The 25230-nt window shown below is 72.0% G+C and carries 21 protein-coding genes; 10 read left to right on the top strand and 11 right to left on the bottom strand.

The annotated features are described in order from the left end of the window. Positions 1-79: 79 nt before the first annotated feature. On the bottom strand, positions 80-1579 hold the full coding sequence (locus AB0L65_RS01995) for a glycerol-3-phosphate dehydrogenase/oxidase (protein WP_364239478.1): 1500 nt from the start codon (positions 1577-1579) through the stop codon (positions 80-82). A gap of 16 nt (positions 1580-1595) precedes the next feature. Next, on the bottom strand, positions 1596-2105 hold the full coding sequence (locus tag AB0L65_RS01990; protein WP_364239477.1) for a helix-turn-helix domain-containing protein: 510 nt from the start codon (positions 2103-2105) through the stop codon (positions 1596-1598). Positions 2106-2136: 31 nt separating this feature from the next. On the opposite strand from AB0L65_RS01990, the gene AB0L65_RS01985 reads away from it, so the two are divergent. Then, positions 2137-3729, top strand: coding sequence for an FAD-binding oxidoreductase (locus AB0L65_RS01985; protein ID WP_364239716.1), 1593 nt, complete (start codon positions 2137-2139; stop codon positions 3727-3729). Positions 3730-3753: 24 nt separating this feature from the next. Here AB0L65_RS01985 and AB0L65_RS01980 read toward each other — a convergent pair whose 3' ends face one another. Continuing rightward, complete coding sequence (locus tag AB0L65_RS01980; RefSeq protein ID WP_364239476.1) at positions 3754-4173, bottom strand: hypothetical protein; 420 nt, start codon at positions 4171-4173, stop codon at positions 3754-3756. A gap of 268 nt (positions 4174-4441) precedes the next feature. Between AB0L65_RS01980 and AB0L65_RS01975 the strand changes: the two genes are divergently transcribed. Both AB0L65_RS01975 and AB0L65_RS01970 read left to right on the top strand, forming a co-directional pair. After that, positions 4442-5791, top strand: a complete 1350-nt coding sequence (locus tag AB0L65_RS01975; protein WP_364239475.1) for a metallophosphoesterase — start codon at positions 4442-4444, stop codon at positions 5789-5791. A gap of 21 nt (positions 5792-5812) precedes the next feature. Then, entirely contained in the window at positions 5813-7381 is a 1569-nt protein-coding gene (locus tag AB0L65_RS01970) for a bifunctional 3'-5' exonuclease/DNA polymerase (protein WP_364239474.1), read from the top strand. Between the two features lie 63 nt (positions 7382-7444). Here the strand turns inward: AB0L65_RS01970 and AB0L65_RS01965 are convergent, their stop codons facing one another. The 8 genes from AB0L65_RS01965 to AB0L65_RS01930 form a co-directional block, all read right to left on the bottom strand. Next, positions 7445-8713 (bottom strand): MFS transporter, encoded by a 1269-nt coding sequence (locus AB0L65_RS01965; protein ID WP_364239472.1) that lies wholly within the window; start codon positions 8711-8713, stop codon positions 7445-7447. A 47-nt stretch (positions 8714-8760) separates the two neighbouring features. After that, a complete protein-coding gene (locus AB0L65_RS01960; protein ID WP_364239471.1) occupies positions 8761-9576 on the bottom strand; it encodes an MOSC N-terminal beta barrel domain-containing protein in 816 nt (271 codons plus the stop codon). After that, a complete protein-coding gene (locus AB0L65_RS01955) occupies positions 9573-10757 on the bottom strand; it encodes a Cmx/CmrA family chloramphenicol efflux MFS transporter (RefSeq protein ID WP_364239469.1) in 1185 nt (394 codons plus the stop codon). The genes AB0L65_RS01960 and AB0L65_RS01955 overlap by 4 nt, the downstream gene beginning before the upstream one ends. Before the next feature lie 51 nt (positions 10758-10808). Then, a complete protein-coding gene (locus tag AB0L65_RS01950) occupies positions 10809-11381 on the bottom strand; it encodes a TetR/AcrR family transcriptional regulator (protein WP_364239468.1) in 573 nt (190 codons plus the stop codon). Positions 11382-11422: 41 nt separating this feature from the next. Next, positions 11423-13459: a protein kinase gene (locus tag AB0L65_RS01945; protein ID WP_364239466.1), complete on the bottom strand. Its 2037-nt coding sequence runs from the start codon at positions 13457-13459 to the stop codon at positions 11423-11425. A gap of 121 nt (positions 13460-13580) precedes the next feature. Continuing rightward, positions 13581-14957: a DUF1116 domain-containing protein gene (locus AB0L65_RS01940; RefSeq protein WP_364239464.1), complete on the bottom strand. Its 1377-nt coding sequence runs from the start codon at positions 14955-14957 to the stop codon at positions 13581-13583. Continuing rightward, positions 14954-16306: an FdrA family protein gene (locus AB0L65_RS01935; protein ID WP_364239463.1), complete on the bottom strand. Its 1353-nt coding sequence runs from the start codon at positions 16304-16306 to the stop codon at positions 14954-14956. The genes AB0L65_RS01940 and AB0L65_RS01935 overlap by 4 nt, the downstream gene beginning before the upstream one ends. Further along, the gene (locus AB0L65_RS01930; protein WP_364239461.1) at positions 16303-17157 is read right to left on the bottom strand and encodes a DUF2877 domain-containing protein; all 855 of its coding nucleotides are present in this window, start codon (positions 17155-17157) and stop codon (positions 16303-16305) included. Before AB0L65_RS01930 ends, AB0L65_RS01935 begins: the two co-directional genes overlap by 4 nt. 130 nt (positions 17158-17287) lie before the next feature. Between AB0L65_RS01930 and AB0L65_RS01925 the strand changes: the two genes are divergently transcribed. The 7 genes from AB0L65_RS01925 (at position 17288) to cutA (ending at position 25203) form a co-directional block, all read left to right on the top strand. Continuing rightward, a complete protein-coding gene (locus AB0L65_RS01925; protein ID WP_364239459.1) occupies positions 17288-18889 on the top strand; it encodes a PucR family transcriptional regulator ligand-binding domain-containing protein in 1602 nt (533 codons plus the stop codon). Between the two features lie 11 nt (positions 18890-18900). Further along, on the top strand, positions 18901-19104 hold the full coding sequence (locus tag AB0L65_RS01920) for an RNA-binding S4 domain-containing protein (protein WP_350722619.1): 204 nt from the start codon (positions 18901-18903) through the stop codon (positions 19102-19104). A gap of 150 nt (positions 19105-19254) precedes the next feature. Continuing rightward, complete coding sequence (locus AB0L65_RS01915; RefSeq protein WP_364239457.1) at positions 19255-19899, top strand: NYN domain-containing protein; 645 nt, start codon at positions 19255-19257, stop codon at positions 19897-19899. A gap of 148 nt (positions 19900-20047) precedes the next feature. After that, positions 20048-21460, top strand: coding sequence for a solute carrier family 23 protein (locus AB0L65_RS01910; RefSeq protein ID WP_364239456.1), 1413 nt, complete (start codon positions 20048-20050; stop codon positions 21458-21460). Beyond that, on the top strand, positions 21457-22284 hold the full coding sequence (locus AB0L65_RS01905; protein WP_364239455.1) for an FAD binding domain-containing protein: 828 nt from the start codon (positions 21457-21459) through the stop codon (positions 22282-22284). The genes AB0L65_RS01910 and AB0L65_RS01905 overlap by 4 nt, the downstream gene beginning before the upstream one ends. Next, a complete protein-coding gene (locus AB0L65_RS01900; RefSeq protein WP_364239453.1) occupies positions 22274-22849 on the top strand; it encodes a (2Fe-2S)-binding protein in 576 nt (191 codons plus the stop codon). Before AB0L65_RS01905 ends, AB0L65_RS01900 begins: the two co-directional genes overlap by 11 nt. Then, entirely contained in the window at positions 22846-25203 is a 2358-nt protein-coding gene (cutA, locus tag AB0L65_RS01895; protein ID WP_364239451.1) for an aerobic carbon-monoxide dehydrogenase large subunit, read from the top strand. The genes AB0L65_RS01900 and cutA overlap by 4 nt, the downstream gene beginning before the upstream one ends. Positions 25204-25230: the final 27 nt, after the last annotated feature.

The following is a 25230-nucleotide window of genomic DNA, read 5'->3' as shown; positions in this document are numbered from 1 at the left end:
ATGCCCGCAGCCCCTTGCCAACGCCTGTTCTCCCTCCTCAACCCGAATTAGGTAAGACTAACCTAACGGATTGGTGGGGTCAGTCGCGGGTGGTTCGGTGCAACACGTCCCGTGTCGCGGGCAGCGCGCGGTCCCTGTCCTGCTTGACCAGGCCGATCCTGGTCCTCCTGTCCAGCAGGTCGCCCTCGTCGAGCGCGCCCTCGTGCCGGACCGACCAGACCAGCTCGCCCTCGGTGATGCCGAGCCCGACCTCCTCCGGGTACGCCTTGACGAGCTCGTGCACGGCCTCGGCCTCGCTGCCGTACCGCTCGGCCAGCCGGTGCGGCACTCCGGACGGCCGCGGGCCCGCCCCGGCGAGCGGGATCTTTCTTGTACGACTCCGGCGCGCCCGGAGTTTCCCGGACGAGACCGCTTCATCCACCGCGTCCTCGGCCATCCGCCGATATGTCGTGAGCTTGCCGCCGACGACCGTGACGATCCCGTCATGCGCGAGAACGGCGTGTCTACGCGAGATGTCGGCCGTGTGACCGTCGGCCGCCAGAAGGGGCCTGAGGCCCGCGTACGCGCCCGCGACCGCCTCCCGGGTCACCTGAGTCTCAAGAACCCCGTTCAGCACCTCCAGGAGCGTTCTGACGTCTTCCTCGGGCACTTCCGGAACATCGGGGACGGGCCCGTCCACCGGTTCGTCGGTGAGGCCGACGTACACGCGGCCGTCACGCTGGGGGAGTACGAGCGCGAATCGGTTGGTCTCTCCGGGAATGGGCACATGCATGCCGGCGATCAGCCCGGGGAGCGTCCCCTGAGCCAGCACGAGGTGGGTGCCGCGCGAGGGACGCAGCCTCACCTCGGGATCCAGCCCGCCCGCCCAGACCCCGGCCGCGTTGATCACCACTCTGGCGCGGACGTCGAACTCCTCGCCTGTCAGCTCGTCGCGTACCAGCGCGCCCTGCCCCGTGAGCCGCAGGGCGCGGCAGCGGGTCAGCACGCGGGCGCCGTGCGCGGCGGCGGTCCTGGCGATCGCCACGACCAGGCGGGCGTCGTCCAGCAGCCGGCCGTCCCACGACAGGAGCGCGCCGCGCAGCCCGTCGCCGCCGAGCACGGGCGCCAGCGTGCGCGTGCGGGCCGCGCTCAGCCGCGTCGGGCCGGGCAGCAGCCGGCGCGGCGTGCGCGCGGCGGCCCGCAGGCCGTCGCCGAGCCGGTAGCCGCTCATCACGAGCGCCGCCTGCCGCCGCGAGACCGCCTTCGTCAGCGGCAGCAGGTACGGGTGGGCCGCGACCAGGTGCGGAGCCGTCGTGCGGAGCAGGATGCCGCGCTCGACCGCGCTCTCGTAGGCGACGTCCACCTGCCCCTTGGCCAGATAGCGCAGGCCGCCGTGGATCATCTTGGAACTCCACCTGGACGTCCCGAAAGCCAGATCGTGCGCGTCGATCGCCGCTACGCTGAGCCCACGGGACGCGGCGTCCAGCGCGGCGCCGGCGCCGGTCGCGCCGAGCCCGACCACCAGCACGTCGAGCCGTTCCTCCGCGACGCGGCGCAGCTCACGGGATCTTCTGCGGGCGTTCAGCGAGCTGTTGTCCAAGGTGCCTCCATGCGAGCTATCCAAGATAGGCCTCCAGCAGGGCGGTGAGCTCGGCGTCGAGCTCGTCCATGGTCACCGGGCCGAGCATCGTGGGCGCCGACAGCAGGAACGACTGCGCCACCAGCAGCACCGCACGCGCCCTGCCCGGATCCCCGACGGCGCGCTCCAGGACCTCGAGTATCGCCTCGTGGCTGGCGCCGCGTCGGTCGAGCAGGTACGGCAGCAGCAACTCCGGATCCGCTTCCACGATCTTCCGCCACAGCGGGTGAGAGCGCAGCCCTCTGACCCCCTCGACGACCGCGCGCACGGGGTCCGCCAGGTCGAGCTCCTCGACCACCCCTACCCATTCCCTGGTCATCAGGTCCGCGACCAGCGTGCGCACGTCGGGCCAGCGGCGGTAGATCGTCATCCGCGACACCCCCGCCCGGCGCGCCACGTCGGTGAGCGTCGTCCTGCGCACGCCATAGGCCAGCACGCAGTCGCGGGCCGCGTCCAGCACTCCATCATTGTGACGAATCGACGTCATGTGTCACAGTGTAAACGTGACTGGAGAACCGATGCTGTGGTCCGGCTGGGGCGACCCGGCTCTCGCCCGCGAACTGCCCGAGCAGGTCCGCGCGCTCCTGCGCGACTTCCTCGGCGTCCGCGCTCCGGACGTCCCCGCCGTCGGCCTCGAATCGGTGCGCCTGCCGCCGGTCGCCCTGCCCGAGCCGCTGCTCGGCGCGCTGGCCGGGGTGGTCGGCTCCGCGTACGTGCTGACCTCGCACGAGGCCCGCGTCCGCCACACGCGCGGGAAGTCCACCCCCGACCTGCTGCGGATGCGCGCGGGGGACGGCTCGGCCGCGCCCGACGCGGTGGTGCTGCCCGGCTCGCACGAGGAGGTGGCCGAGCTGCTGCGGTTGTGCTCCGCCGAACGCGTCGCCGTGATCCCCTTCGGCGGCGGCACCTCCGTGGTGGGCGGCCTCACCGGCTCCGGTGCGGGATTCACGGGGGTGATCGCCCTCGATCTGGGCCGGCTCGACCGCCTGCTCTCCGTGGACCCGGAGTCCCTCGTGGCCTCCTTCGAGCCCGGCGTACGCGCCCCCGAGGCCGAGCGGCTGCTCGCCGCGCACGGCCTCACGCTGGGCCACTTCCCCCAGTCCTTCGAGTACGCCACCCTCGGCGGCTTCGCGGCGGCCCGCTCCAGCGGCCAGGCCTCCGCCGGGTACGGGCGCTTCGATGACATGGTCGTGGGCCTCACGGTGGCCACGCCCACCGGCACCCTGGACCTCGGGCGCGCCCCCAAGTCGGCGGCCGGGCCCGATCTCCGCCAGCTCGTGCTGGGCTCCGAGGGCGCCTTCGGGGTCATCACGTCCCTGCGGCTGAGGGTGCGGCGGGCCCCTGACGAGCGGCGGTACGAGGGGTGGCGGTTCGGGACGTTCGCGGAGGGGACGGCGGCGGTGCGCGCACTCGCCCAGGAGGGGCCGCTCCCGACGGTGCTCCGGCTCTCGGACGAGACCGAGACCATGATCGGCCTGGCGAAGCCGGACGCCATCGGCTCGGGCGGCTCGGGCTGCCTCCTGATCGCCGGCTACGAGAGCACCCCCGCCTCGGTCTCCGGATGGGGCTCGGCGGCCGCCCGGCAGGCCGGGACCGCCGCCGTGCTGACCCGAATGGGAGGCGAGCCGCTGGGCGCCGAGCCGGGGGAGGCGTGGGAGCACGGACGCTTCTCCGCGCCGTACCTCCGCGACTCGCTGCTCGGGGCCGGAGCCACCGTCGAGACGCTGGAGACGGCCGGCTTCTGGGCCAACCTGCCACGGCTCTACGACGCGGTGCGGCTTGCCCTGGCGGGCGCGTTCGGCTCGCCGCTCGTCATGTGCCACGTCTCCCACGTGTACGAGACCGGCGCCTCGCTGTACTTCACGGTCGTCGTCGCGCAGGAGGGGGACTCGGTGGGGCAGTGGGAGCACGCCAAGGAGGCGGTGAACGCGGCCATCGTGGCGGCCGGCGGCACGATCAGCCACCATCACGGGGTCGGACGCGACCATCGGGACGCTTATGCGGCCGAGGTGGGGCCGGTGGGGGTGGGCATCCTGCGGGCGGTCAAGGACCGGCTCGACCCCGCCGGCATCCTCAACCCCGGCGCCCTCATCCCACCCCCGGCCGCGTAGCCCGCCCCCGTCGGCTCGGATGGGTCAGGGTTCGTGCGGGGGGAGGATCTGGTCGGCTTCCGCGATCGCGGCGGCGGCTTCGCTGTAGCGGTGGAGGGACTCGAGGGTGGTGGCCAGGCAGTACAGGGCCGCCACCAGCGGGGCGCCGCCCGTCAGCCGGGTGAGCGCCACCGCCTCCTGCGCCAGGGGGAGCGCCTCCGCCGCCCGGTCCCGCTTGAGCAGGAGTTTCGCCTTGGCGAGCAGGCTGCGGGCCAGCAGGGTCGTGTGCGTGCCGGGAGCACGTGCGTCGAGGGCCCGGCTGCGCGCGACCGCTTCGCCGACCCGTTTGAGGGCCGCCCCGCTCCAGCGGGATGACCGGGTTTGCGCGTATGCCAGCAGACCCTCGATGGCCTCAACGTCGGAAGTGCCGCTCCGGGTCGTGTCGTCAGGGCCGTTACGGCTCATGGAGCACTCCCCTCGACGTCCCTACCGCTTGCTTGGGGGGTTGAGGGTACACCATTGCGAACCTTCTGTGTTCCTTACGGTACGGAGCGTTCCGGGTGCACGAATGGGTGATCGCGGTAAGTATGTGGTCATGGTGGAAGTCGCGGCCGAGCGGGGAAAGCAGCTTTCCTCAAGGGTGTCAGAGGAGGGAGCAGGATGGGCCTGCACACAAACGGGGACGTTCGCGCAGCTCAGACCTAACGATCACGGGTTTACCTGGCTGAATTTGGTGACGCTGTGGAGATCGCGTAACGACATCCTCGCGGGGTTGCTCGGGGATCCGTCGGGAGAGGTTCGGGCGCGATGGGTGGCGGCTCAGGAAGCGCGGGGGATTGATCCGGAATTTCGTATAAACCCGCCGGTCGGGGGAAATTTCAGTTTCCTCCTGCTCGGTGATACAGGCGAGGGAGACGCGTCCCAGTACGCCGTTGTTCCGGGGATGTTGAAGGTGGGGGAAGACACGTCGTTCGCCGTCATTGCGAGTGATGTGATCTATCCGACGGGATCAGGAAACGAGTACGGGGACAAGTTCTTCCGTCCGTACAAGGACTATGACGCCCCGATCTACGCCGTCCCCGGCAACCACGACTGGTACGACGGGCTCGGCGGTTTCATGCGGGTCTTCTGTGACGCGCCGGCGCTCAAGCCGAAGCCGGACCGCTGGCTGCGCGGCCTGCTGTGGCGCAAGCCGGAGGCCATCGACGAAGAAGGGCTGGCCCAGGCGCGCGAGCTCAGGGGCAAGCCGTCCCAGCAGGTCACGCAGCCGGGGCCGTACTGGGTGATCGAGAGCGACAGCCTGCTGATCGTCGGCGTCGACACCGGCATCAAGAACATCATCGACAAGGAGCAGACCGCGTGGCTGCGGCGCGTCTCGCGCGATCCGCGGCCGAAGATCCTCGTCACGGGCAAGCCCATCTACACCGGGAACGTCTACAAGCCCTCACCGCTGGAGGAAGGCGGCACGATCGACGACATCGTGCGCGACCCGGCGAACCGGTACGTCGCGGCCATCGGCGGAGACGTGCACAACTACCAGCGCTACCCCGTCAAAGTGGGCGACCGGGTGATCCAGTACATCGTGTCCGGCGGCGGCGGCGCCTTCATGCACGCCACGCACACGATCCAGCGGGTCGACGTCAAGGGCGTGCACGAGGACGACTTCAGGTGCTACCCGCTGCGCGGCGACTCGCTGTCCTTCTACAGCCAACTGTACGCGCACCGCCTGCGGATGAAGTGGATCTACCTCACACCCTCCGAGGCCCTGTGCGTCATGTCGGACCAGATCAAGAACGAGCCGGTCCGGACCCCCCAGGGCCCGGTCACGATCACCCGCAGGATGCGGTGGGCGGCGCGGCTGCTCGGGGCGTGGCCGTGGCCGCTCAGGCTGCCGGTGGACAAGGTGTTCCACCGCTACCTGTCGGAGCTGTCCGACTGGGACACGCCGCCGTTCTTCAAGCAGTTCCTGCACCTGTCGGTCACGCCCGAGGAGCTGACCGTGCGGTGCTTCGCCGCCACGGGGTGCCGGGCCCAGGAGGTCGATCCGCCGATGGAGGACGAGGTGCGCATCGCTTTGTCGTAGCCGTTTGGCACTCTTGACCACGTGCATGTCGTGGTCGCAGGAGAGACGCTGCTGCCCGTGGGCGGCTCGGCTCGGCGTCCCGCCGACCTGGCGGGGGCCGTACGCGAGCTGGAGGAGGCCGAGCGCCCGCGGTGGGTGTGGGCCGACGCGCGGGAGGTCTATCCCGACCTGCTGAGCGCGGGCGCGCGGGTCTCGCGCTGCCACGACGTCGCGCTCACCGAGGGGCTGCTGCTCGCGTACGAGGGCCGCTACGGCGAGAGCCGCTCGGCCAGGGCCGCCCACGCCCGGCTGCACGGGCTGCCGGTGCCGGAGGAGCAGCCGAGCGCGCCCGGCACGCTGTTCGCGCCCGAGCCGCTCGCGGCCGAGGCCGTGGCGGAGGTGCTGGCCGACCAGCTGCGCCGAATCGAGGCGCTGCCCGAGCCGGGCAGGTTCCGGCTGCTGGTGGCGGCCGAGTCGGCGGGGGCGCTCATCGCGGCCGAGATGTCGTACGACGGCATGCCCTGGCGGCGCGACGTGCACGACGAGCTGCTGACCGAGCTGCTCGGGCCGCGGCCCGTCCACGGCATGCGCCCGGCCAAGCTGCAGGCGCTGGCCGACGAGGTGACCTCGGCCCTCGGCCAGCCGGTCAACCCCGACTCGGTGCAGCAGCTCGTCAAGGCGTTCAAGGGGGCGGGGGTGGCGTTGAAGACCACCCGGTCGTGGGAGCTCAAGCAGATCGACCACCCCGCCGTGAAGCCGCTGCTGGCCTACAAGGAGCTGGCCCGGCTGTACAGCTTCCACGGGTGGGTGTGGGCCGACCAGTGGGTGCGGGGCGGGCGTTTCCGGCCCGAGTACGTGGTGGGCGGCGTGGTGTCCGGTCGCTGGGCCACCAGCGGCGGCGGGGCGCTGCAGATCCCCAAGGTGATGCGCCGGGTGGTGGTGGCCGACGAGGGGTGGGTGCTGGTCGTCGCCGACGCCGCCCAGCTGGAGCCGCGGGTGCTGGCCGCGATGGCCGGCGACGTGGGGCTGGCCAGGGCCGCCGGGGAGATCGACCTGTACTCGGCGCTGGCGCAGTCGTTCGGCGGCGAGCGTGACAAGGCCAAGATCGCGATGCTGTCCGCCATGTACGGCGGCACCAGCGGTGACGCGCCCAAGCTGCTGGCGGTGATGCGGCAGCGCTTCCCCAGGGCCTACCAGTTCGTGGAGGACGCGGCCAAGGACGGGGAGGAGGGGCGGCTCGTGCGCTCCTGGCTCGGGCGCACCAGCCCGCCGCCCTCGCCGCGGTGGAAGGAGCTGGTGTCGGGGCCCGAGGGCACGCGGGCGGCGCGGGACCGGGGGCGGTTCACGCGCAACTTCGTGGTGCAGGCCACGGCGGCCGAGTGGGCGCTGGCGCTGCTGGCGGTGCTGCGCGGGCTGCTGCCGGAGCCGGCGCGGCTGGTGTTCTTCCAGCACGACGAGGTGATGGTGCACTGCCCGGCGGAGCAGGCGGAGGAGGTGATCGCCGCGGTGTCGTCGGCCGCGGTCGAGGCCACCCGGCTGCTGTTCGGGGCGACGCCGGTGCGCTTTCCCATGGAGGCGGTGGCGGTGTCGTCCTACGCCGACGCCAAGTGATGACCGTCCCGCCGGTGGCGGTGTCGTCCTACGCCGACGCGAAGTGACGGTCGCGTCGAGTGCCTAAGAGCGGTCGGCGCGCCAGGTGATGGTCAGCCAGATGCCCGCGAGCGCCACCATGATGCCCACGACCAGGCCGAGCACGCCGTAGCCGAGCATCCCCACGATGGCGCCCGCGACGATCGTGCCCGTGGCGCCGCAGACGTTCATCAGCAGGTCCGAGAGCCCCTGGACGGCGGGGCGGCGTTCGAGCGGGACGGACTCCGTGACCAGGGCGGAGCCCGCCACCAGGCCGCACGACCAGCCGAGGCCGAGCAGCACCAGCGCGGCCGTCACCTGCCAGATCGCATGCCCGGCCGTGCCGGCGAGCGTGGCGGCGCTCAGCAGCAGGGCCATGCCGAGCATGAGCACCGGCACCTTGCCCGCCTTGTCGGCCAGCCAGCCCACCACCGGCGACAGCACGTACATGCCCGCGATGTGCAGGCTGATCACGAGGCCGATGACGTCCAGGTTCGAGCCGTCGTGGTGGAGTTTGACCGGGGTCATGGACATGACGGACACCATCGCCGTATGGCTCACCGCGATCATGACGAGGGCGCGGCGGGCCGTCGGGGTGGTGCGGAGGGTCTGCCAGGCGGTGCGGATCGTCCCCTTGGGGCCGCGGCCGGCGTCCGGGCCGTCGTTCAGGGAGCGGGCCAGCGTGAGCGGGTCGGGGCGCAGCAGGCAGAAGATCAGGGCCAGCGCCACCGCGAACGCCAGCGCCGCGAACACGAACGGCCCCGCCTTCTCCACCAGCCCCAGCCGCATGCCGATCTGGTCGGTGGGCTTGGCCAGGTTCGGGCCGGCCACGGAGCCGATCGTGGAGGCCCAGACGACCAGTGACAGGTGCCTGGCCGAGCGGCCCTTGGGCGACAGGTCCGTGGCCGAGTAACGCGCGGCCAGGCTGCCCGCGCTCCCGCCGCCCACGAGCACCAGGCCCGCCAGCAGCAGCGGCCACGTACGCAGGCTGATCGCGAGCGCCGAGATCAGGCAGCCCGCCAGCGCCGCCGCGTACGCCAGCGACAGGCCCGCCCGGCGGCCGCCGCTGCCCGACGCCTTGGCCGTGGGCAGGGCCAGCAGCGCCGCGCCGAGCACGGTCGCGGTGCCCGCGAAGCCGCTGATCACCGTGGAGCCCGAGAGCTCGTCCACGACCACCGAGCTCAGCGCGAGCCCGACGGCGACCCCCACCCCGCTCACGATCTGCGTCGCGGACAGGACGGTCAGGGTGCGGCGCTGGACGCCGCGAATTCGGTCAGAGGACGAGACAGTGGGCGTTGTGGGGGCACTGGTCACTCGTGAAGTCTCGCATAGCCCCTGACATCACCCCAAAGGGCGATATTTCAGTGAATGGTGACTGAATCTCCTTGGGCGATGCGTCCGGGCATGTCCGGGATCAGGTTGACGCCGAACCACACCTTGCCGTCCCACCTGCGATGCCGCGAAAGCGTCCTGATGGGCTCCTTGCCCTTCGTGTACGTGGACGTGTCGATCGTGGTCAGCACGCACCGGTCGCACCGCTTGCTCACCCGGAAGTCGACCGCGCCGATGCGTACCCGCTTCCACTCGTCCTCCGCGAACGGCGTGCCGACGCCGTCGATCACCACGTTCGGCCGGAACCGGTGCATGGGCAGCGGCTCCGGCGCCTCCTCGCCGCGCTCCAGCGCGGTCTCCACGATCCAGTCGTTGAGCAGGGCGAGCGAGGCGCTGGACGTGAGCAGCAGCGGATAGCCGTCGGCCAGGCTCACCCGGTCGTCCGGCCGCCCGTACTCCGGATCGACCGGCCGGCGGGTCGGGTCGTCGAGCCACTTGAGCCGGACGGGCCGGCCCACCAGCCCGGACAGCCAGCCCGCCGCGTCGTCGCCGCAGTCGGTGAGCTCCACGGGGGTGCGGCCCACGCTGACCGTGGACATGACGGCGGTCGGCGTGACCCGCAGCGGGGCGGCGTGCGGGCCGGTCAGCGTGAGCGAACCGCCGTCGACCCGGGCCACGCAGGCCAGCAGGCGGGGCTCCTGACGGGCCGTCAGGAGCTCGCCGTGCTCGTCGGTGATCAGGTAGCGGCGGTCGTCGGCGAGCCCCCACGGCTGCACCTCGGCCTCGTGGACCTGGTGCCCCGCGGTGGACTTGACGGGGTAAAAGTGGATGCTCGCCAGCTTCATACGGCCGAACGTACCCCACCGCGTTCCGGCGCCGGCGAGCGGTGCAGAGCGCCCGCCACGGCCACGGTCACCAGGGCGAGCACGCCGATCGCGGCTCCGATCCAGGCGACGGACGGGTAGCCGAGGCCCGCGCCGATGGCCAGCCCGCCGAGCCAGGGGCCGACGGTGATGCCGACGTTGAAGGAGGAGACGTTCACCGCGGCGGCCAGGGTGGGGGCGTCCTTGGCCAGGGAGAAGACGCGGGTGTTCAGGGCGGGGTTCATGCCGAAGCCGAACGCGCCGAGCAGGAAGATCAGCGCGATGGCCGCCACGGGGACGGACGCGGTCAGGGCCAGCGCCACCGAGCAGACGATCAGGCCGGCGACGCCGAGGTAGAGGGACGGGAACGGCCGCGCGTCGGCGGTCCGGCCGCCGATGGTGATCCCGATCAGCGAGCCGACGCCGTAGAGCGCCAGGACCGCGGGCACCCAGGCGGGCGCCAGGCCCGTGGTGTCGACCAGCAGCACGCTCAGGTAGCTGAAGGAGGCCAGCAGGGCTCCCGTGGTCAGCGCGGTCGTGCCGTACGCGAGCCAGAGCCTGGGGTTGATCATGGAGCGCAGCTCGTCGGAGACGCGCGGGGTCGCGCCGGCCTCCGGGCGGCCGCCCGGGATGGTGCCGAGCACGCCCGCCCCGGCCAGCGCCGACAACACCGCGACCGCCCAGAACGCGGCCCGCCAGCCGAGGTGCTGGCCGATGACCGTGCCCAGGGACAGCCCGACGATGGTGGCGACCGTCAGGCCGCCGGCGAGCACGCTCATCGCCTTGCCGCGGGCGTTGGCGGGCACCAGGCCGACCGCCGTGCTCGCCGCCACGGCCCAGAAGCCCGCGTACACGAACGCGCCCACGACGCGGGTGGCGAACACCACGGTGTAGCTCGACGTCAGCGCGCCCGCGACGTGCGACAGGACGAAGACCGCCATGAACGTCAGCAGCGCCGTACGCCGTGGCCAGCGCAGCGTGAGGACGGCCAGCACCGGCGCCCCCACCAGCATCCCCATGGCGAACGCCGAGATCAGCAGCCCCGCCTCGGGCACCGACACCCGCAGGTCGGCGGCCATCTCCGGGATCAGCCCGGCCAGCATGAGCTCCGAAGTGCCCTGAGCGAAGATCGAAAGCCCCAATATGTAGATGGCCAAGGGCATGGTGCTTCTCCTTTTTGGATTGAACGGTTCAAAATGAGAGCGTAAAAAAGATCAGAAAACGCCCAGGGCGGTTTTCGCGATCGACTCGAGCCCGTCCCGGTCCGTCCCGCCCCGCGCGGCCACGCGCAGGCCGCTGACGGTGGCGAAGACGAAGTGCGCCAGCGCGAGCGGGTCCCTGTCCGGGGCGATCTCGCCCCGCGAGCGGCCGGTCTCGATGGCGGCCTGGACCATCTGCCGGCGCCGGTCGTTGTCGCGCCGCAGCAGCTCGGCGATCTCCGGGTCGTGCGGGGCCAGCTCGGTCATCGAGTTGACCACGAGGCAGCCGGGCGGCTCGCCGGGCTCGGGGTCGACGGCCCACCACAGGACGGTCCTGATCTTCTCCTTGAGCGGCAGGTCGGCGTCCAGCGTCTCGGCGAGCGTGGCGTTGCGCTGGTCCATGTAGCGGGTCAGGGCCTTCACGAACAGGTCGTGCTTGCTGGCGAAGGTGTTGTAGATGCTGCTGCGCCCGAGCCCGGTGGCCGCGCACAGGTCCGCCGTCGAGGTGGCCTCGAAGCCCGCGGACCAGAACGCGCGCATCGCGGCCTCGACGGCGCGTTCCTCCTCGAACTTCCTCGGTCGCCCCATATGTCGAACATTACCCGTTTTGGACTGAGCGGTGCAATACGTCAGCCATCCCGCCGGAACGTGTCCAGGAACACCTTGCGGGTCTCCGCCTGGTCGTCCCACTTGAGCTCGGGCAGGTCGAAGGTGATCTTGTACGCGGTGATGTCGTCGATCGTGACGTACCGGGTGAGCGCGTGCATGGGGACGCCGCTGGCCGTGGTGTAGGTGTACTCCCAGTCGGCGGCCTGCCAGCCGCGGTAGTCGACGGCCTGCAGCTGCACCTGGATGTAGCCCTCCACGCCGCCCTTGGCCTCCTGGCGGCCCAGCTCGGACAGCCCTCCGTCGGTCTGCGGGCTCACCTTCTGCACCATGATCCGCATGCCGGAGTCCTTCGGCCCGCTGAACGTGGTCACCCCGCCCGACGTCGCCGGCTTCCAGCTCCCGGGCACGGCGGCGGCGAACCCGGCCGTGCCGTGCTCGGTGTAGCCCGACGGTATCGCCGAGGGTTCGGCGTTCCCGGATTTGGCGGGTGGGGACGTCGCGACCTGTGACGTGGCCGTCTGCGGGGACGGCGACCCGCCCGGCATGAGGAGCATGACGGCGCCCACGACGGCGGCCACCGCCACGATCGCGCTGATGATCGTGAGCGGCGTCGGCCGCCCGCGGCGCACCCACATCCCGTCGTCCTCGTCGGGCCTGCGCCGGCTCTTGCCGGTGCGCGGCGCCGTGCTGGGCAGCGTGGCCAGGCGGTTGTGGCCGAGGTCGCGGGACAGGTCGCGCGACTGCTCGCGCAGGTCCTCGGCGGAGGCCAGCGGCCACGGCGTGGCGGCGGACGACGTACGGCTGTCCGTGGTCAGCGGCAGGATCGGCGCCGGCTGCGGGCCGGACTCGTCGCCGCGGCCCCTGGGGGCCCGGTGCGGACCCGAGGGCATGCCGAAAGCGGGCTGGGCCCCCGAGGGACCGCCGAACTCGGGCGGCGGCGGCACCAGCTGGTCGGTCCGGTGGCTGCCGGAAGGGCTCGTCAGGCCGTCGAACGGCATCGAGTGACCACCGGACGGGCTGCTCATCGGGTCGTACGGCACGCGTATCGGACCCGAGGGCGTCTCCACGATCCGCGACGGCATCGGCCCCGACGGGGAGTCCAGCAGCCCGGAGGCCGGCATGTCCCCCGGGGCGGGCCCGGCGGCGGGCAGCGACTCGGCCGGGCGCGGCCGGACGGAGCCGTGCGCGCGCAGGACCGCCTCCAGCATCTCGATGACCTGGTCGGAGGTCAGCCGCTGGGCCGGGTCCTTGCGCAGCAGGCCCTCGACCACCGGCATCAGCGAGCCGGCCCGCTGGGGCGCGATCGGCTCCTGCGTGAGCACCGCGCCGAGCACCGCCACCGGGTCGGGCCCCTCGTACGGCGGCCGCCCCTCGAGGGCGGCGTACAGCGTCGCGCCGAACGACCACAGGTCGGCCGCCTGCGTGATCGGCTGCCCGGACAGGCGCTCCGGCGGGATGTACGCGGGCGACCCCATGAGCAGCCCGGTCTGCGTGATCGCCACGTCGCCCTCGATGGCCGCGATGCCGAAGTCGGTCAGCACCACCCGATCCTGGGTCAGCAGCACGTTGCCGGGCTTGATGTCGCGGTGCAGGATCCCCGCGGAGTGCGCGTGCCTGAGCGCGTCGAGCACCCGGATGCCGATCTCGGCCGCCTGCAGCACCGGCAGCGGCCCGCTCTGGCGTACGGCCTGCTCCAGGGACCACGCGCGGACCAGCTCCATCACGATCCACGGGCGGCCGTCCTCCTCGACCACGTCGTGCACGGTGACGATGCCGGGATGCGTCAGCCGCGCGGCCGACCTGGCCTCGCGCAGCACGCGCCGGTGGGCCCCCTGCATGCCCGAGTGGTCGAGCCCGTACGGGAGGATCAGCTCCTTGACCGCCACGTCCCGGTCGAGCAGGACGTCGTGGGCGTGCCACACCATGCCCATGCCGCCCCTGCCGACAGGTGACATGAGCCGGTAACGCCGGCCGATCAGACGGCCCTGGCTCTGCGGGGCGCCGCTCGGGGCGCCCCCTTCCGCGCCGGGGCCGCTGAGCAAGCGGTCGGCTGCCATGATCCCGCCCCCATCCCGCGCTACGAGCAATTTAAAGTGGTTCGTTACGATATCGGCGGGGCATGCGCAAGGGAAGCTGAAGCATCCTTACAAAAGCTTTGACCTGGGGAAATATCGCCATTCAGATGGCTTGTTCCGCCAATGCGATCAATGCCGTAGTGAATGCCTCTACAGGGGGTTTGACCAGGCCTGCTCCTACTTGACCGGTTCCCGCGACGCGGCCCGCGATGCCGGTGTTGACCACGGGCAGCAGGCCCGTTCTCGCGACGAGAGTTACATCGATGCCGACCGGCGTGCCCCGGAAGCCGAGCCCCGGAATCTGGTACCCCGGGTGCTCGGCGAGCGTGAGCTCGTACATGGAACGGGTGGCCCGCACCGCGTCGGCCACCTCGCCGCCCACGAACCGCACGATGGCCGGCGCCGCCGCCATCGCGAACCCGCCCAGCCCCGAGGTCTCCGTGATCGTGGAGTCGCCGATGTCCGGGTTCGCGTCGTCCGGACCGTACGAGCCGAGATAGAGCCCGTCGGGCACGCCGGCCGGCCCCGTGAACCACCGCCCGCCCAGCCCCGAGACCTGGACGCCGAAGTCGGTGCCGTTCCTGGCCATGGCGACGACCATGGACGAGCCGGGCACGTCGCGGGCCGCGTCCGTGCTGACCTTGGCGGCGGCCATGCCGGCGTTCAGGAAGAAGTGGTCGTTGCCGTTGATGAAGCGCAACACCTCCGCCGCCGCGCCCGGGGCGGCCTCGACCACGGCCGGGGCCAGCTCGCGCAGCAGGAGCGAGGTGGCGGCGCGGTTGCGGTTGTGCAGCTCGTCGCCCATCTGCAGGGCCTGCGCCATCAGCGAGCGCAGGTCGATCGGCCCCGTGCGCTCCAGCGTCGCCGCCAGGGCGGGACCGAGCACCGCGTCCATCCAGCGCAGCCGCTCCAGCACCTCGGGCCCGTAGGCGCCGTACCGGAGCACCTTGCCCAGGCCCTCGTTCAGCGAGCAGTACGCGGTGCCGCCGTGCTCGTCGTCGCGCACCTCGAACAGCCACATGGACGGGCTCACCACGCCCGCCATCGGGCCCACGGTGGCGTGCTCGTGGCACGGCCGCAGCGCGATCTCGCCCGCCGCCAGCCTGCGCCCGGCCTCGTGCTCATCGCCCGCCAGGCCCTCCAGCAGCATCGCGCCGATCAGCGCGCCGCGCATCGGGCCCGACGCGCGCTCCCATGTGATGGGCGGGCCCGCGTGCAGGAACGTTCCCGCCGCCAGCACCTCCGAGGCCCGGCGCACCCCCACCAGGTGCGGGCGGGCGGAGGTCAGCCGGCTCACGGCCAGCTCGTTCGCGGCCTGCCTGCGCGGGTCGGCGAGCACCGCGGCCAGGGCCTCGGCGGTGCCGGGCAGCGGCGGGCGCCAGGACACCGGCGTCGTCTCGACGGCCTGCGCCCTGAGCGCCTCGTCGAGCAGGCCCGCGCCCACCGTGATGACGCGGGACGGGACGGACAGCGGGCTCATACGAGACTCCTGGCGTGCCGGGCGGCCTGGGCGTTGGAGGTGAAGACGGCCGCGCCCGCCTCCCGGAAGGCGGCGGCCTGGCGGTGCAGGTCCTGGGGGTCGCCTTCGGTGCCGATGAGCGCGATCACGACGGTGGCGGGGGTGCGGGCGACGGCGTGCGCGAGCGAGGCGGCCGGGTCGGGGTCGGCGCCGTGGCCGAGCACGACGTCCATGAGCACCAGGTCCGTCTCCTGGGCGCGGGCCAGGGCCTCGACGCGCAGGGTCGGGTCGATCATGGGATGCGCCCGGCCCCTGGTGTAGGCGTCGTCCCCGTAGTCGACGAACTCGCCCTTGCCGGCCACCAGCGCGGCCTCGGTGCTGAGCGTCCCGCCGGAATAGACGCCTTTGATGGCCTTGGTCCGGCTCTGCTTGCCCGACCACGCGGGCCAGGAGGGCCACTCGGGCACCGGCCGGCCGAGCGCGCGCAGGACCCGCTCGGTCGCCTCCGTCAGGTCGGACTCGGGGAGCAGCGCGGGCACCACCGGCGTGCGCAGGCGTCCCACGGCCTCCCGTACGGTCGCCGCCACCTCGGGGGAGGGCGGCTTGGAGATCAGCACGATCAGCTCGGTGGCCGGGTCCTCGTCCAGCATGCGCAGGGCCCGCAGCGTGGACAGGCCGCCCACCTCGGCGGACAGGTCCCTGCCGCCCACGCCGAGCACGTGACTGACGCCGGTGCCGGCCCAGTCGAGCAGGGACGTCACCTGCTGGGCCCCGGTGCCGGACGCGGCCACCACGCCGACGGGGCCGGGGGTGAGGACGTTCGCGAAGCCCAGGCCGACGCCGCCGATCACGGCGGTGCCGCAGTCGGGGCCCATCACGAGGACGTCCGCGGCCTCCGCGAGCTCCTTGAGGCGCCGTTCCTGGGCCACGGGGACGCCGTCGCTGAAGATCATGACGGGGAGCCCGGCCTGGACGGCGTCCAGCGCCTCGGCGAAGGCGTGCTCGCCCGGGGTGGAGACCAGCACCAGGTCGGCCGGGGTGCCGGTGGCCGAGCGGGTGGTGAGCGGGGGCTGGTCGGCCGTGGTCGTCTCCGGGCGGCCGAAGCTCGCGAGCTGCCGGTCGGCCTCCTCGACGGCCGCGCCGGTGTCGCGGGCGCGTACGGCTATGAGGAGGTCGCCGGGGCCGGCCTGCGGGACGGTGAAGCCCAGGTCGCGGAGGACGGCGAGGTTCAGGTCGGTGGCCATGGCGACCATGGCGGCCTCCACACCCGACATTTCGGTCAGCGCACGACTTATGCGCATCAGGGAGATGGAGTCGACGTACGCGCCCTTCCGTACCAGCACCATGTCGGCCACGGTGTCGGCGCTCATCGGGGCCTGCTCAGCGCGAGGACGGCGGTCACGCCGATGGCGACGCCCTGGGCCAGGTCGGAGCCCGAGGTGTGGCCGAGGCCGTGGAGGCGGTGCAGGGCCGGTTCGAAGGGCTGCCCGCCCGTGATGCCGCGCAGCACCGCGGTCACCTCGGGGCTGCTCTCGCCTCTGGCCGCGCAGTGCAGGAGCGTGGCCGAAATGGGCGTCGTACGCGTCCTCGCGTCGAACGTGACGGTCGCCGCCAGCCAGTCGGCCAGCCAGACCGCCCGCTCCGCCCCGGCCGCCGCGCCCAGGTGCCGCAGCGTCACCAGCAGGCCCGCCAGGACGTCGTCGCCGCTCGGCGTCAGGCCGGGCCCCAGGCCCATGAGCTGCTCGGCCGCCGTCACGGCCCCCAGCAGCCAGCCCTTCGCGCAGCTGTCGGCCAGCAGTTCGACGGCGCCGTTCCCGGCCAGCCCGGGTTGCGGCGGGTCGCCGAAGCGGGCGGCGGCCTGTTCGAGCCGGGCCAGATCGATCCGGCCCAGCGGCGGGGCCGGGTCCCACCAGCGGCGCACGCCCAGGCTCAGCGGGCCCAGCTCGATGTTGCGGTCGCCCACCGAGGCTTCGTCACCCACCGTGACGCTCGGCAGCGCGCCGGCCAGCAGCACGGAGTTGGGCAACCGCGTGGCCGCCCCCGTGATGACGGCGATCACCGAAGGCTCCAGATCGGTCCTGACCTCGAGATAGACCCCCGCAGGGAACGCGGCGAGCACCCGCGCGGGGCGGCGCGGCGACTCCAGGACCGGGCGTACCGCCGTGCTGGCCGCGCCCGTGACGTGGATGCGGGTACGCCTCGCATGAGTACTTACGGTCACCGAACCTCCCATCCGACCTTGGACCTGACCGTAAAACGGTCGGGGAACCCTCCGTACGGGTAAATTTGCCAACAGTCAGCGGGAAGGTTGGCTCTTCCTGACAGACGGTTTCTGGGGTCACAATCTCCACATGGAGCCCCCCGTCCGTCTCGCCAGCACCGGGACGATCATTCACGGCGTTTCCGTCGGAGAGGTGCTCGGCGTCTCCACCCTCGCCGAGGCCAGGCTGATCGCGGGGGAGAGCGGGCTGGGCCGCATCGTTCAGCGGCTGAACGTCATGGAGGTCCCCGACATCCTGGCCTGGGTCAAGCCGCACGAGCTGCTGCTGACCACCGGCTACCCGCTGCGCAACACGCCGCAGTCGCTCGGCCGGCTGGTCGCCGACCTGGACGAGCGCGGCCTGTCGGCGCTGGCGATCAAACTCGGCCGATATGTGGACGAGCTGCCCGACGAGATGGTCGAGCAGGCCGACCGGCTCGGCTTCCCGCTCATCCTGCTGCCGAACGACGTCGGGTTCGACGACATCCTCAACCAGGTGCTGACCGACATCCTCAACCGCCAGGCCGCCGTGCTCGCCCGTGCCGAGGAGGCGCACCGGGCGCTGGTGCAGGTGGTGCTGGCCGGCGGCGGGCTCAACGAGGTGGCCGCGGAGGTGGCCCAGCTGCTCGACGTGTCGGTGGCGGCCGTGGACGGCTCGGGCCGGGTGCTGGCCACCGCGGGTCCGGCCGAGCAGGTGGCCGTCCTGCGCGAGTCGATCTCCCGGGAGGGCCCGCCCCGTACGTCCGCCTCGGGACGGGTACGGTCGTTCGCCTCGGTGCCCGTGCTGGCCGGGGGCCACCACCACGGGAGGATCGTCGCCTACAGCCCGTCGGGGACGATCCGCGACAGCGACGTCGGCATCCTCGAACGCGCCGCCACCGTCGCCGCGCTGGTCGTCACCCGGCAGGAGGCGGTCAACGCCGTCGAGAGCAAGTACCGGGCCGACTTCCTGCGCGACGTGCTCACCGGCCGGGCGGGCACGGCGGAGCGGGTCACGGCCCGGGCACGGGCGTTCGGGTGGGACCTGGCGCGGCCGGTGACCGTACTGGTGGCCGAGCTGGACCCGGACGGCGACGAGCGCAGCGCCCAGGACCGGCTGGTGGCGTGCTGGACGGCGGCGATGCGCCGGCACGACCCGCGCGGGGCGGTGGCGGGGTTCTCGCATGAGGTGGTGGCCGTGGTGGACGCCTCGATCGACGCGACCCGGGTCGCCAAGGACGCGGCCTCGGGCTTCGCCGACGTGCCGCCCGCGACGTTCTCGACCGGCACCTCCCGGCCCAGCCCGGGGGCGGAGACGCTGCCGGAGGCGTACTCGCAGGCGCTGAAGGCGGCCCGGGTGGGCCGCCAGCTGCACGGGCCCGGCGCCGTCGCCCACTTCGACCAGCTCGGCGTCTACCGGCTGCTGTCCCTGGTCAACGACACGGAGGAACTGCACGCCTTCGTACGCGAGACGCTCGGCCCGCTGGCGGCCGACGCCGACGCCGAGAACGCCGACCTGCGCCGCACCCTGCAGGTGCTCCTGGAGACCAACATGAACGTGGCCGAGACGGCGCGGCGCCTCCACTTCCACTACAACACCCTCCGCTACCGGATCGGGAAGCTGGAGCGCCTGCTCGGCAACTTCACCGACGACCCGCACCTGCGCCTCAACCTGACCCTGGCCCTGCACGTGCTGCGGATGCGCGGCATCTAGGGTTGGGGCTTGTGGATTTCGAACTGCGCTCCGAGTACATCCCGCTGTGTGACCTGCTGAAGTACTGCGGGATCACGGAGACGGGCGGCATGGCCAAGCTGCTGATCGCCGAGGGGCTGGTGCTGGTGGACGGCGAGGTGGAGCTGCGCAAGCGCGCCAAGATCCGCTCGGGGCAGGTGGTCAGCGGGGAGGGGTTCTCCATCCACGTGGAGTAGTGGGAACCTGTTGACGAAAAGTCACCGCATGCTTACTCACTGTTTACTAACATCGGGCGCACCGGCAAAAAGAAACGGCCCCCTGTCGGGGGCCGTCATACCCGGGAACGTACCCCCGGGCGGGTGACTCCATGTTAGGGCGTGATAGCGGTGAGCGACAAGTCGAATCCCGGAATCGAGCGGGTCGGCGTCTATGTCGACGGGTTCAACCTGTACTACGGCCTGAGGGAGCTCGGGAGACGACGGCATCTCTGGCTCGATCTGCGTGCCATGGCGACGCACCTGCTGCGTCAGCATCAGCGCCTTGTGGGTGTCAGCTACTTCACCGCGGCGATCCGCAACGATCCCCCGGCCGTGGCGCGGCAGGAGACGTATCTGGCCGCGACGGCAAGCCTCGGCGTGCAGGTCGTCATGGGGAGATACCAGCAGCAGTCGGTGCAGTGCCACTCTTGCGGAGCGACGCGCCGGACCTACGCCGAGAAGCAGTCCGATGTGGCGCTCGGCGCGGCCATGGTGGCGGATGTCGCGACACGCCAGGTGGACGCGGTCATGCTCGTGTCGGCCGACTCTGACCTGTGCGCGGCGGTTCATGCCATCAGGCGGCTGAATGACGAGCTTGCGACCAAGACACGGGTGATCACCGTGCTCCCGCCCCGAAGGCGCTCCGAGATTCTGCAGCGCGTCAGCGACGCGTGGTTCCCGCTGGGTCATGCCGTGATCCGCCGGTCCCAGCTTCCCGACGTCGTCCAGGCATCCGACGGGTGCGTCTACCACCGCCCGCAGCACTGGAACTGACCTCACAGTGAATTCGGATCGCGTGTGCGCGAGGTTTTCACTGGCCCTGCGCGTAGATTTGGCAGATCATGCCCGTGTAGGAGCGTTGCGGCGGGCCTAATGTGCCCGCAACGGAACGTGTCGCCGGCCCAGGACAAGAGGGGCTCTCATGGTTTTGGGATGGACCAAACACGGTGACGGCAAGCACCTGGCGCCCGGAGAGGTGGTCAGACCCGACGAACGGCTGAGCTGGCCCAGGATGGTGGGCTTCGGGGCGCAGCACGTGATCGCGATGTTCGGCGCGACGTTCGTCTTCCCCCTGGTGATGGGGCTGGACCCGAACGTCGCCGTGATGATGTCAGGCGTCGCGACGATCCTGTTCCTGCTGATCGTGAAGGGGAAGGTGCCCAGCTACCTCGGCACCAGCGCGTCCTTCGTCGGCGGGGTGCTGGCCATCAGGGCCGCCTACGGCGGTGACACGGCCGGCGCGGACGCGATCGTGACCGGCTCGATCCTGGTCGCCGGGTTCGTGTTGGCGCTGGCGGGGCTGGCCGTCCACTTCCTCGGGGTGCAGATCATCCACCGCGTCTTCCCGCCCGTGGTCACGGGGGCGGTCGTCATGCTGATCGGGTTCGGGCTGGCGTACGTGGTGGCGGACGTCTACTGGCCGCAGGACCACTGGGTCGCGCTCATCACCATGCTGGTCACCTTCCTGGTGATCGTGTTCTTCAAGGGGTTCGTCGGCCGGATCGGGGTGCTGGTCGGGCTGATCGCGGGGTTCGTGCTGTCGTGGGTGCTGGACAAGACCGCGGGGGCCGTCACGTCCGTGCTGCCCGGCGCCAACCTGCGGGACGCGGCGGGCGCGAGCTGCCCGGCCGAGGGGACGTACTGCGTGGCCACGGCTTTCCCGCACGACCGGGTGAACTTCGACTCCGTGGCGTCGGCGCCCTGGTTCGGGGTGCCGAACTTCCACGCCCCCGACTTCAAGACCTCCGCCGTGCTGCTGGTGCTGCCCGCCGTCATCGCGCTCATCGCCGAGAACATCGGGCACGTCAAGGCCGTCGGCGAGATGACCGGGGCGGACGTCGACCCGTACGTGGGCCGGGCGGTGATGGCCGACGGGGTGGGCACCATGGTCGCCAGCGCGGTCGGCGGCTCGCCCACCACCACGTACGCCGAGAACATCGGCGTCATGGCGGCCACCAAGGTCTACTCGACCGCCGCCTACTACATCGCCGCGATCATCGCGATCCTGTTCGGGCTCTGCCCCAAGTTCGGCGCGCTGGTCGCCGCGACCCCGGGCGGCGTGCTGGGCGGGGTCACCGTCATCCTGTACGGGATGATCGGCCTCCTCGGCGCCAGGATCTGGATCGAGAACCGCGTCGACTTCTCCGACCCCGTCAACATGGTTCCGATCGGCGCGGGCATCATCCTGGCCATCGGACCTGTGAGCCACTTCATCGGCGGCGACTTCACCCTTGAGGGGATCGCGCTCGGCACCATCGTGGTGCTGGGCGGATACCACCTGCTGCGGGCCATCGCCGGACGACCCGCCCGGCCGGCCGGGAGCGAGGCCGGGTGAAACCGCCCCAGTTCGAGTACCACGCCCCCCGCGACCTCGACGAGGCGCTCCGGGCCCTCGCGGAGGTAGGCGGGAAGGTGCTGGCCGGAGGGCAGAGCCTGATCCCCATGCTCAACATGCGGCTGGCCGCTCCCGAGCATCTCGTCGACATCAACCGCGTCCGGGGGCTGTCGGCCATGGAGACGGAGCGGGACGGTGTCCGGGTGGGGGCGACGGTCCGGCACTCGCAGGCGGAGCGGGCCGGGGCGCATCCGCTGCTGAGCCGGGCGCTGCGGCTGGTCGCCCACCCGGTGATCCGGAACCGGGGGACCGTGGTGGGCAGCCTCGTGCACGCCGATCCGGCCGCCGAGCTGCCGGCCGTGCTGGCCGTCCTGGGCGGCTCCGTACGGGTGGCCCGGCAGGGGCAGGTACGCGACGTGGGCGCCGAGGAGTTCTTCGTCGGGCCCATGGAGTCGGCGGTCCAGCCGGGCGAGCTGGCCGTGTCGGCATATTTCCCGGCATTGGGTCCGCGTACCGGGGCAGCCTTCGAGGAGGTGGCCCGACGGCACGGCGACTACGCGCTGGCCGGCGTCTGCGCCGTCGTCACGCTCGACGAGGACGGCGCGGTTGAGGCCGCCAGGCTCGCCTGCATCGGCGTCGGCCCCGTGCCGGTCGTCGTGGACGTGACGGGGAGCCCCGCGGACGCGGCGCGGATCGTACGGGACCGGGTCGAACCCGAGGGCGACATCCACGCCTCGGCCGCCTACCGCCGCCACCTCGTGGGCGTGCTGGCCGAGCGGGCCGTACGGAACGCGACCAGGGAGGCAGGGGATCGTGGAGCATGAGATCACGCTCGTCGTGAACGGCACGGCCAGGCGGGTCGGCGTGCCCGCCAGACGCCTGCTGTCCGACTGCCTGCGCCACGACCTCGGCCTGACCGGCACCCACGTCGGCTGCGAGCACGGCGTCTGCGGCTGCTGCACCGTGCTGCTCGACGGGGAGCCGATCCGGTCGTGCCTGACATTCGCGGTCAGCGTGGACGGCTCCGAGATCACCACCGTCGAGGGGCTGGCTGGCGAGGGAGCGCCGTCGCCTGGACTGAGGAGCGCAGGGAGCGCAGCGACCGGAGTGACGAGGGAAGGCGACGGCACCAGGGCGACCGAGCCCGCCTCACGGAGTGAGGCCATGAGCGCGGTCCAGCGGGCGTTCGCCGAGTGTCATGGCCTGCAGTGCGGGTTCTGCACGCCGGGGTTCCTGTGTACGGTGACCGCCCTGCTGCGGGACAACCCCACCCCCACGGACGACGAGGTGCTGGAGGGCATCTCGGGCAACCTGTGCCGGTGCACCGGCTACCAGAACATCGTCAAGGCCGTCCACCGGGCCGCCGAGCTGCTGGCGGAGGAAGCATGACGACGAGGCTGTTCGGGGAGCCCGTGCAGCGGCGGGAGGATCCCAGGTTGCTCACCGGCCGGGGCCGCTACCTCGACGACCTCGGCCCCGACGCGCTGGCCGCCGCGTTCGTGCGCTCGCCGCACGCGCACGCCCGCATCCGCGACATCGACGTGGGCCCCGCGCTCGACGTCGAAGGGCTCGTCGCCATCTACACCTGGGAGGACCTGCCCGGACGGGTCGGCCGGCCGCTGCCGCTGCTGATCCCGCACCCGGCGCTCACCCACGGGCGCACCGCGTACCCGCTGGCCAGGGACATCGTCAGGCACGTCGGCGAGCCGGTGGTCATGGTCGTGGCGGCGGACAGGTACGCCGCCGAGGACGCCTGCGCGCTCATCGAGGTCGACTACGAGCTCCTCAAGCCGGTCGTCGGCCTGGAGGAGGCCGTGCAGGGCGCCCAGCTCGTGCACGAGGACGTGCCGGGCAACGTCGGCGCGCACCTCGTCCAGGAGGTCGCGGGGACGGACGGGCGCGGCGCGCGGGAGGCGATCGAGGCCGCGCCGCACACGCTGGCCTTCCGGCTCGACATCGAGCGCAGTGCCAGCATGCCGCTGGAGGGGCGCGGCGTGTACGCCCGGTGGGACGGCCGGGACCTGCGCGTCTACTCCAGCACCCAGACCTCCACCAGCGTCCGCATGGCCGTCGCCGCCGCGCTGGAGCTGCCGCTGCCGCAGGTCGAGGTGATCGCGCCCGACGTGGGCGGCGGCTTCGGGGTGAAGATCGTGCACCCGTGGCCCGAGGAGGTGCTGGTGCCGTGGGCCGCCATGACGCTCGGGCGCGAGATCAAGTGGGCGGAGGACCGCAGGGAGCACTTCATCTCCTCGGCGCACGAGCGCGGCCAGGTCCAGTACGTACGGGTCGGCTTCGACGACGACGGCCGCGTGCTCGGCCTGGACGTGACGATCCTGCACGACCACGGCGCCTACACGCCCTACGGGATCATCGTGCCGATCGTCACCTCCACGCAGCTCCTGGGGCCGTACAAGATCGGGGCGTACCGGGTCGAGTTCACCGCCGTCTACACCAACACCGTGCAGGTCACCCCCTACCGGGGGGCCGGCAGGCCGCAGGGCGTGTTCTGCATGGAGCGGACCATGGACAAGATCGCCCGCTACCTGGGCAAGGACCGCACCGAGGTACGCGAGGTCAACTTCATCGGGCCCGACGAGTTCCCGTACGACCAGGGGATGACGTTCCAGGACGGGCGGCCGCTGATCTACGACAGCGGCGACTATCCCGAGATGCTCCGCATGATCAAGGAGCTGATCGGCTGGGACTCCTTCGAGGCGCGGCCCGGCAGGGGCATCGGCGTCGGGTGCTACGTCGAGGGCACCGGCGTGGGGCCGTACGAGGGCGGGCACGTGCAGGTGACCTCCGACGGGCGGGTGCACGTGTCCACCGGGCTCACCTCGCAGGGACAGGGGCACGAGACGGTCTTCGCGCAGATCGTCGCCACCGAGCTGGGCGTGCCCATCGAACGGGTGAGCGTGGTCACCGGCGACACCCGCAGGTTCGGCTACGCCGTGGGCACGTTCGCCTCGCGGGCGGCCGTCGTCAGCGGCAACGCCATCGCGCTGGCCTGCCGGAAAGTACGCGAGAAGGCGCTGCGGATCGCCGCCGACGCGCTGGAGGCCGACCCGGCCGACCTGGAGATCACCGACGGGATGGTGCACGTGGCCGGCACGCCGAGCGCGTCCATCCCGCTGTCCACGGTGGCGGTGCTGGCCAACCCGCTGCGCTACGCCTTCGACGACGAGACGGCCAAGGCCACCCAGTTCTCCGGCACCGCGTCGCCCGACCGGCCGCCGGTCGCCGAGGGCGAGGAGCCGGGGCTGGAGGGGCGCGACTACTACTCGCCGATCAGGTCCACGTTCGCGTCGGGCATGCACGCGGCGATCGTCGAGACCGACCCGGACACGGCCGAGATCAAGGTGGTGCGCTACGCGGTCGTGCACGACTGCGGCCGGCTGATCAACCCGATGATCGTGGAGGGCCAGATCCACGGGGGAGTGGCGCAGGGCATCGGCGGGGCGCTCTACGAGCGCATGGTGTACGACTCGCACGGCCAGCTCGTCAACGCCTCCTTCATGGACTTCCTCATGCCGTACGCCACCGAGATCCCCCGCGTCGAGACCGCCCACCTGGAGACGCCGTCGCCGCTCAACCCGCTCGGCGTCAAGGGTGCGGGTGAGGCCGGCGTGATCCCCGTCTCCGCGGTGATCGCCTCGGCCATCGAGGACGCCGAGGGCATCGAGATCGACCGCATGCCGATCTCCCCGTCCGAGCTCTTCGACCTGCGCGCCGCCGACCGATGACCGCCGACGATGACCCGCCGACCGATG

Source organism: Nonomuraea sp. NPDC052116, assembly GCF_040680035.1.
Classification (GTDB): Bacteria; Actinomycetota; Actinomycetes; order Streptosporangiales; family Streptosporangiaceae; genus Nonomuraea; species Nonomuraea angiospora_A.
This window is presented reverse-complemented; position numbering and strand designations above follow the sequence as displayed.